Source organism: Salinivirga sp. (genome assembly GCF_055145285.1).
The window spans coordinates 51,895-59,072 of sequence record NZ_JBSRDC010000007.1 but is presented as its reverse complement, the minus strand read 5'-3'; the positions used below and the strand labels follow the sequence as shown (position 1 = coordinate 59,072).

5 protein-coding genes are annotated in these 7,178 nt (G+C 38.6%); 1 reads left to right on the top strand and 4 read right to left on the bottom strand.

What is annotated here, in order from left to right; translation table 11 throughout:
- Positions 1 to 259 precede the first annotated feature (259 nt).
- Complete coding sequence (locus ACTB0Y_RS01900; RefSeq protein ID WP_463205096.1) at positions 260 to 541, top strand: hypothetical protein; 282 nt, start codon at positions 260 to 262, stop codon at positions 539 to 541.
- Between the two features lie 23 nt (positions 542 to 564).
- Here ACTB0Y_RS01900 and ACTB0Y_RS01895 read toward each other — a convergent pair whose 3' ends face one another.
- Genes ACTB0Y_RS01895 through ACTB0Y_RS01880 form a run of 4 tightly spaced genes read right to left on the bottom strand, consistent with a single transcriptional unit; the run spans position 565 to position 7,132 of the window.
- Positions 565 to 2,973 (bottom strand): ABC transporter permease, encoded by a 2,409-nt coding sequence (locus ACTB0Y_RS01895; RefSeq protein WP_463205095.1) that lies wholly within the window; start codon positions 2,971 to 2,973, stop codon positions 565 to 567.
- Positions 2,974 to 2,976: 3 nt separating this feature from the next.
- Positions 2,977 to 5,367, bottom strand: a complete 2,391-nt coding sequence (locus tag ACTB0Y_RS01890) for an ABC transporter permease (RefSeq protein WP_463205094.1) — start codon at positions 5,365 to 5,367, stop codon at positions 2,977 to 2,979.
- Between the two features lie 51 nt (positions 5,368 to 5,418).
- Positions 5,419 to 6,114: an ABC transporter ATP-binding protein gene (locus ACTB0Y_RS01885; protein WP_463205093.1), complete on the bottom strand. Its 696-nt coding sequence runs from the start codon at positions 6,112 to 6,114 to the stop codon at positions 5,419 to 5,421.
- A complete protein-coding gene (locus ACTB0Y_RS01880) occupies positions 6,101 to 7,132 on the bottom strand; it encodes a hypothetical protein (protein WP_463205092.1) in 1,032 nt (343 codons plus the stop codon). Before ACTB0Y_RS01880 ends, ACTB0Y_RS01885 begins: the two co-directional genes overlap by 14 nt.
- Positions 7,133 to 7,178: the final 46 nt, after the last annotated feature.

The following is a 7,178-nucleotide window of genomic DNA, read 5'->3' as shown; positions in this document are numbered from 1 at the left end:
TTCAGCTGATTAAGAATATGGTCGAAAAATGTGCTCTTTATAATTGCTTGGTTATGTGTGTTTAAGAAATCCAATATTTTTTCTACTTTCCTGATTTTTAGACCAAAATTTTCAAGTTGGGTTAATTACTCTTGATGATCCTGATTTTAACATACTAAAATTTAACCTTGTCAATGCTCTAGAAATTGATAACAAATTTTCATTAGGCGTTTTGGTCAGTATCCGACACTTTCTGGACAGTGATACCTTTATAATACCTATGCTTGATTTCAGGCATAAATTTTATACAAAAACAAAATCATCTATATACATTGGAGCGAGTGCTGGTTCACCAATCAATTTAAACTACAATACTGAATTTGGCGGACAAATCTATAATGCATCTTTTGGGTTTAATATAAAAACAAAATCCAATATATCCTTTCTTATTGGTTTTGACTATGAATTCTATCATTTTAATAGCGGACCAAGATATAACTTCAGGACGTACCGATTAGGCGAGGCACATGTCATTGGAATAAGTATTGGTTTTTCTTTTTAATCCATATAACGCTATAGCAAGTACTATTCATATTTCAGGAATACTGCAGGGTTTGTACGTGTAGCTTTCAGGGTATGATAACTCACGGTAATGGCCACCACACTTAAAATAAAGACTGAACCCAGCAAATAGGGTAATAAGCCCGGAGATACAGATTCAACAAAGGTATCGAGCCATTGATTGGCAAAAATAAAGGCTCCAAGCCAGGCCAGCAAAGTGGCTATTGCAAATATTTGCATATAATCGACATACAGCAAACTAAGAATGTGTTTACGTTCGGCACCCAATATTTTTCGTATACTAATTTCACGGCTACGCTTTTGTGCAGAGAATGCACTCAGGGCAAAAAGTCCCAGGCTACTGATTATAATAGAAAGTCCGGAAAAGTAAGCAAAAATACTGAGCAACCGATGCTCATGGGTGTATTGAGAGTTGAAAGTGTTTCGTAACCTGTTAATGGTAGGAACCTGATTTGGGAAAAAGCCTGCCCATAAATGTTCAAGTTTTCCTGAATTTACAAGTTCCCTGGGATTACGGGCATTGATGACAAGATACCGGTTTGTAAAAATATTTGGCAAGATAGCAAGTGGCTTAACATCCTGATGCAATGAATAATAATTGAAATCTTGTACTACACCTACAACTTTGTGTTCATCGGAAAAGCCTGAAGCAAAAACTTTCCCCAAAGGTTGCGTCCAGCCCATGGTTTCGACAAATGATTGGTTTATAAGTATTTCATTGCGTAATTCGCCTTCGCGGGCCGAGGGATCAAACCAGCGGCCGGAAACTATTTCACAACCCAGTACTTCCAGGTAATCGGGCCGGCCACTGTACACATTAAAACCATCCTGGTAGCGGCCTGAATCGGAATCGAAGTAAAACAATAACCTGCCTGTACGTAAACCCGGAACACGCTCTGCGAGGGTTGCTTTCTCCACATTTTCCAGTTCAAGCACGGCATCCAATAGTTTTCTGTACTGCGGGGCCCTTGTGCTGTCTTTTTCCAACTGCATAATTACAAGCTTATCCATATCAAACCCCATATCGCGGTTTACGAGATAACTGGTTTGCAATTGAATAATAATTGTGGCAATGATGATGGTTCCGGCAACCAGATATTGGGCCACAAGCATCAGTTTCCTAACTTTAGTAGAGGATACAAAATAAGACCGCACATTACGGTACAACATCAAGTCGGCTCCACCTCTGAAAATAGTAATGGGTTGGAACAACGAAAGTACAAATGCAGGATAAAAGCCACTCAAAAACCCCAATAAAATCCATACAATTGATAAAAAAACAACTAACCGGGATAAAACTGCTGCTTCAAAAATGTGAAAATTGAACCCGGTAATTTCGTTGAATGCAGGGAATAGCATTTCTGTAAAAATCACAGAAATAATAATGGCCAATAGCGTAATGGCCACAGATTCTCCCAAAAATTGTATAATGACGTTTCTTCGGGTAGCTCCCATGGTTTTACGTATGGCAATTTCGCGGGCTCTGATGCCTCCCTGAGCTATGGCCATATTGATATAATTGATACTGGCAATTGTTATAATCAAAATGCCTATGATGCTAAAAAGCCACACCACATTTCTATCCCTGTTCGATAAGCTGTCATACTGATATACATGATTAAAATGAATATCTGGCACTGCTATCACGGGAAAATACAAATCCATTTGCATGTTGTATTTACGCGTAAATTCATCTACTTCACTTTCAACCTTTTGGTTTATCATACGTTCAAGTCTTTCCTTGTCATATGCTGTCCTCACATAAGTGAAAGTATTCAAACGTGTCCAGTCTGCAACATGTTTGTAATCATTAAGTAATAATGAATCATAGGGCACCACAATATCTACATCAAGATGAGAATGGTAACCACTTTTATTAAAGGTTCCCGCTACTTCGTACCACTTGTCACCATATTGAAAAGTTTGTGTGTTGTATGGTGCAAAAAAATTGTCGTAAACCTTTTTCGCAACCCAGGCTTTGGGTAGTGTATCGTTTTCATCATTAAAAAAGGTACGGGGATAAGTAAAAAGCTTAAAAAAATTGCTGTCAGCATGGTTAATTACTCCTGGATTTAACCATTTGTCATCTACAAAAATGTTGTCGCCATAATCACCAGACTCCATTCTGCAAACCTCCATATCGGGAAAATACTCGCGCAAACGACTGCCTAATACATGAGTAGTCACTGCATAGGGTGTACTGTCTTTTTGATAATATTCAAAGTTTTCGTTTACCCGATATAAATTTCCAGGCTCATGCCAATTTTCGTCAAAATTCAGTTCTGTATACACATACAGAAAGATGAGTGACGCAGCTGATATACCTGCAGCCAGTCCCAAAATATTGATAGAGGTATTAAGCTTCTGACGAAGAATATTGCGGTATACTATGGCTAAATAATTTTTCCACATAAATCACTCATATTTTAATATTTCGGCCGGATTAACCCTTGCTGCCTCTCTCAACCTGAGTGCGACCACGAGTATAATCATTATTGCTACTGTAAGAGATGCTACAATCCAGTTAATTAAAGAAACTCCGACATGCGATGCAAAATTATTTAGCCACAACCTCCCGAGAAACCATGCAACAGGCAATGCAAAAAGCGCTACAATAATAAAAATACGAATAAATTCGCCTGCCACAAGTCTCAAAATAGCAGAGTTTGATGCACCATGAAGCTTTCGCACACTTATCTCCTTACTTTTTTGCAGAATCATAAAAGACACCAAACCAAGAAGTCCTACAGCAGAAATAATCAAACTAAGCACTGACATTATACCTGCAAGCTGATTAAATAACCTTTCTTCTGCGTACTGGCTGTAATAAATATCTTTGTATTCACTAATCTGAACTTCTTTTTCGCCAGCATACCTTTTTAATTGTTTTTTTATAAACGCCAGCACTTCCTTCTTATTACCTGGCGTATAGCGCACAGCTGCATATTGAATGCCTATTTTCGGGTTTTGTTTTTCAGATACCAAATCAATCACAAACGGATTGGGTTCATAGTGCAAAGATTTAGGATAAAAATTCTGAAAAATGCCTACTACCTTTTCCTGTCCATAATAAATATTTACATGGCTCCCGATGGCATCAACAGGATTTTCATAACCCAGATATGCTGCCATTTCGGGATTAATTAAAACAGCAGATTGCAAATCGGAGGTATCATTTTTAAATCCCCGTCCATGCGTAATTTCCAAACCATAGACTTCGAAAAAATCATTCACCACACGAAGTGCCGGTAAAAAAACGACATCATTTGCAGCAGTATCTGCACCAATAAAAAACCCATGCCGGTTATGCTCAATACCGGGAATATAGTCAGAGGCAGTAATTTTATCAATGGCATCATGCTTTTCAATCGCTTTTTTAAACTCCGGATAACTTTTATGTAAATCTGAAAAACGAGCATTAATCACCAACAGGTTTTCACGATTTATTCCATTGGAAGAACGCAATAAATGCCGATACTGCTCATGTATGGTTAAAGCAGCAAACACCAGCAAAATTGAAATGAATAACTGACTCACCACCAACACCTTACGACTCATGCCGGTTTTACCGGCACGGCGCAGGTTTCCTTTTAATATTCGTGCAGGTTGCAGTGCTGCAATAAAAATGGCTGGATATATTCCGCCTGCAGTAGCTACGGCAACAAGAATGAGCAAAAATAGCAGCACATTTTTCCACGATAAGATATCTAATAATTCAAAATCCTTCAGTGTAATTTTATTGAACCAGGGTAAAAACAGCTCAGTAAAAACCACAGATATTATAGCAGCAATCAAAGTAATGACAAATGCTTCTACAAATAACTGAAACCGAATATTACCAGATGTAGCGCCCAGTACTTTCTTTACGGCAATTTCTCTGGCCCTGGAAGCAAAAGTAGCAGTAGTAAGGTTAATATAATTAATGGCAGCCATGAGAATTAAAAACAGCGCAATACCTCCAAAAATATAGACGTACTCCATATTTCCATTTTTGCGTATCTCATATTCAAGATGCGATGTAAGGTGGATATCATGCAAAGGTTGAAGGAACAACGCATTATTATCCTTTATGAAGGCATCGAAGTGCGACTTTACAAAAACCGGAAGTTTTTTTTGTATTTCGCTCTGATTGGTATTTTCAGAAACTTTAACATATGTCCAACAGGGATTTTGCACCCAATTACCGGGAAGTTTACCACCCCGCATTTGTGCATAAGAATCCATAGATACCAACACGCTGAAATCAAAATGTGAATGGACGGGCCAGTTTTTCACTACGGCCTGAACTTCGACTTGAAACTGATTTTCGATGGTTAGTTTTTTGCCAACCACATCGATGTGTCCAAAATACTTGCGGGCAGCACTGGCACTTATAACGGCCTGAAATGGTTTTGTAAGCCAATGTTCACTTTTGGAATCAATTGTATCTACAGTAAAAACATCAAAAAAACCGGGATCGGTAAAAAAGAAACCTCTATCGTAATGCATTATATTTCGATAGGCAATCTGCGTACTCGGCGATTGATAATTATACAAACGGGTGTGCGCCTCTATTTTCTCGTCGAAATATTTGTCAATAGCCGGGCCCAATGGGAACGGACAACTGGATGACCGTTCTACCAGTCCACCATAGTTACCGAATTGCACCACCCGGTATATGCGGTCAGAGTCTTTATGGAAACGGTCAAAGTTTAATTCATCATTAAGGTATATGCCAATTAAAAACACGGCTGTAAACCCCAGAACCAATCCGAGCACATTAATGAAAAAATACATGCGGTTAGTCAACGCATGTCTGAAAGCCATATGCCAGCAACGCCATTTCAAAGCTCTATCAATTTTAAATTTACAGTTGGTCTATAATTTCTTTTCAAATCCTTCTCCCACGTTTTCATGTATAATTTTTCCATCGAACAGGCGAATAAGTCTTCGACTGTAATCTGCGTCGCGCTGAGAGTGCGTAACCATTACAATTGTAGTTCCATTGCTATTTAAACCGTTCAGTAGTTGCATAACGTCTTCACCATGAGCAGAATCGAGATTTCCGGTGGGTTCATCGGCAAGGATTAAAGGTGGATCAGCCACTACAGCCCGGGCCACTGCTACGCGTTGCTGCTGCCCCCCGGAAAGTTGTACGGGAAAATGTCGGTGACGGTGCGTAATCTGAACTTTCTCAAGTGCTTCCATTACTTTGCGTTTCCGCTCACGCGATGATACACCCATATAAATCAGAGGCAACTCTACATTTTCAAACACGTTGAGTTCTTCGATGAGGTTGAAATTCTGGAAAATAAAGCCAATGCTCCCCTTTCTGAGTTTTGCCCGTGCCTTTTCTTTAAGTCTGCTCACCTCTTTGTTTCTGAAATAATAGGTTCCCGAGCTGGGTAAATCAATTAATCCCAGAATATTGAGTAAGGTTGTTTTACCACATCCTGAAGGGCCCATAATGGCCACAAATTCTCCTTCGTGTATTTCCAGGTTAATGTCGTTAAGGGCAACAGTTTCGACCTCATCGGCCCGGAAAACTTTAGTTAAATTGCTAATTTTCAGCATAAAAACCTGTCATTTTTAGATGGGATTGATCCCAGATTGGTTCTGTTGAAGATACAATAATTTGATCATTATGATGCAAACCGGATGTTATTTCTATCAATGAACCATTGTAAGGGGCGGACTTTACCCGTACCTTTTCAAATATATTCCCTTTCCTGCGAAATACCCATTCAACATCTCCATTCTTAATTACTGCACTTCTTGATATTAAAATGCGGCGTACAGGCTCACTGATTAACTTCATTTTGGCTTGCTTGTTTGTGTGGTCATCAATACCGGCACATTGCTTTTGTAATTCTAATATAAATATATTTCCTTCTTGGTCAACAATTTCACCACCATACTTTTTTTCGCCTGCAAAAATACGTACGCCGCTTTTCCATTCTCCCTGAGGCATATTATCAGCCCTGAAAGCATACAAACCATTACCGGTGTGGCTAATATTGCCCAAAATATCTCCTGCATCAACCTCAGGTTTTGAACCAATAATATTCAATCTGCCCCGGGCAGGGCTTGTAATGTAATAAACTGTGCTGCCTTGCTTAATAATTTGCTGTTTTGCAATATCTTTCATTCGCTTACTGACCCGACTTATGTTCATTTTTATCAAGGTCTCTAATTCTTTAGCATTTTTGGCTGTACTTAAAACTTCATCATCAATTAATTTCAGCTCTTTGAGTTGATCTGTTAAATATAAAAATTGCTCCTGATGTTTCTCTGGTTCAACTGCTTCTAAGTATTTTGCAAGCATACTTATTTGCTTTTGTAACTGATTTTGAATGTGCAAAAGTTCAGCTCTATTGTTTAATGGAAAGGAATTTACCGGCGTTTTTATGATACAAATTGTATCAGCATGGTTTACCAACTCACCATGTGCAGCTAACCACTTAACACTGCCCGACAAAGGTGAAAATAAGGTATCTTTATTAGTCTGTAACTGACCTGAAACAATATATTTATTTGAAACAGCAACCTGATAAATGGTATCTATCTGTATGGCAGCCGGCGCAACGTTCATTTCGTTTCTACAGGAAAAAATGCTACTGAGCATTAAAAAGCATACT

Excerpts from the sequence above, each read along its gene's own strand:
- ACTB0Y_RS01885 (WP_463205093.1), bottom strand. The coding sequence starts at position 6,114 with ATGCTGAAAATTAGCAATTTAACTAAAGTTTTCCGGGCCGATGAGGTC.
- ACTB0Y_RS01895 (WP_463205095.1), bottom strand. The coding sequence starts at position 2,973 with ATGTGGAAAAATTATTTAGCCATAGTATACCGCAATATTCTTCGTCAG.
- ACTB0Y_RS01900 (WP_463205096.1), top strand. The coding sequence starts at position 260 with ATGCTTGATTTCAGGCATAAATTTTATACAAAAACAAAATCATCTATA.
- ACTB0Y_RS01890 (WP_463205094.1), bottom strand. The coding sequence starts at position 5,367 with ATGGCTTTCAGACATGCGTTGACTAACCGCATGTATTTTTTCATTAAT.
- ACTB0Y_RS01880 (WP_463205092.1), bottom strand. The coding sequence starts at position 7,132 with ATGAACGTTGCGCCGGCTGCCATACAGATAGATACCATTTATCAGGTT.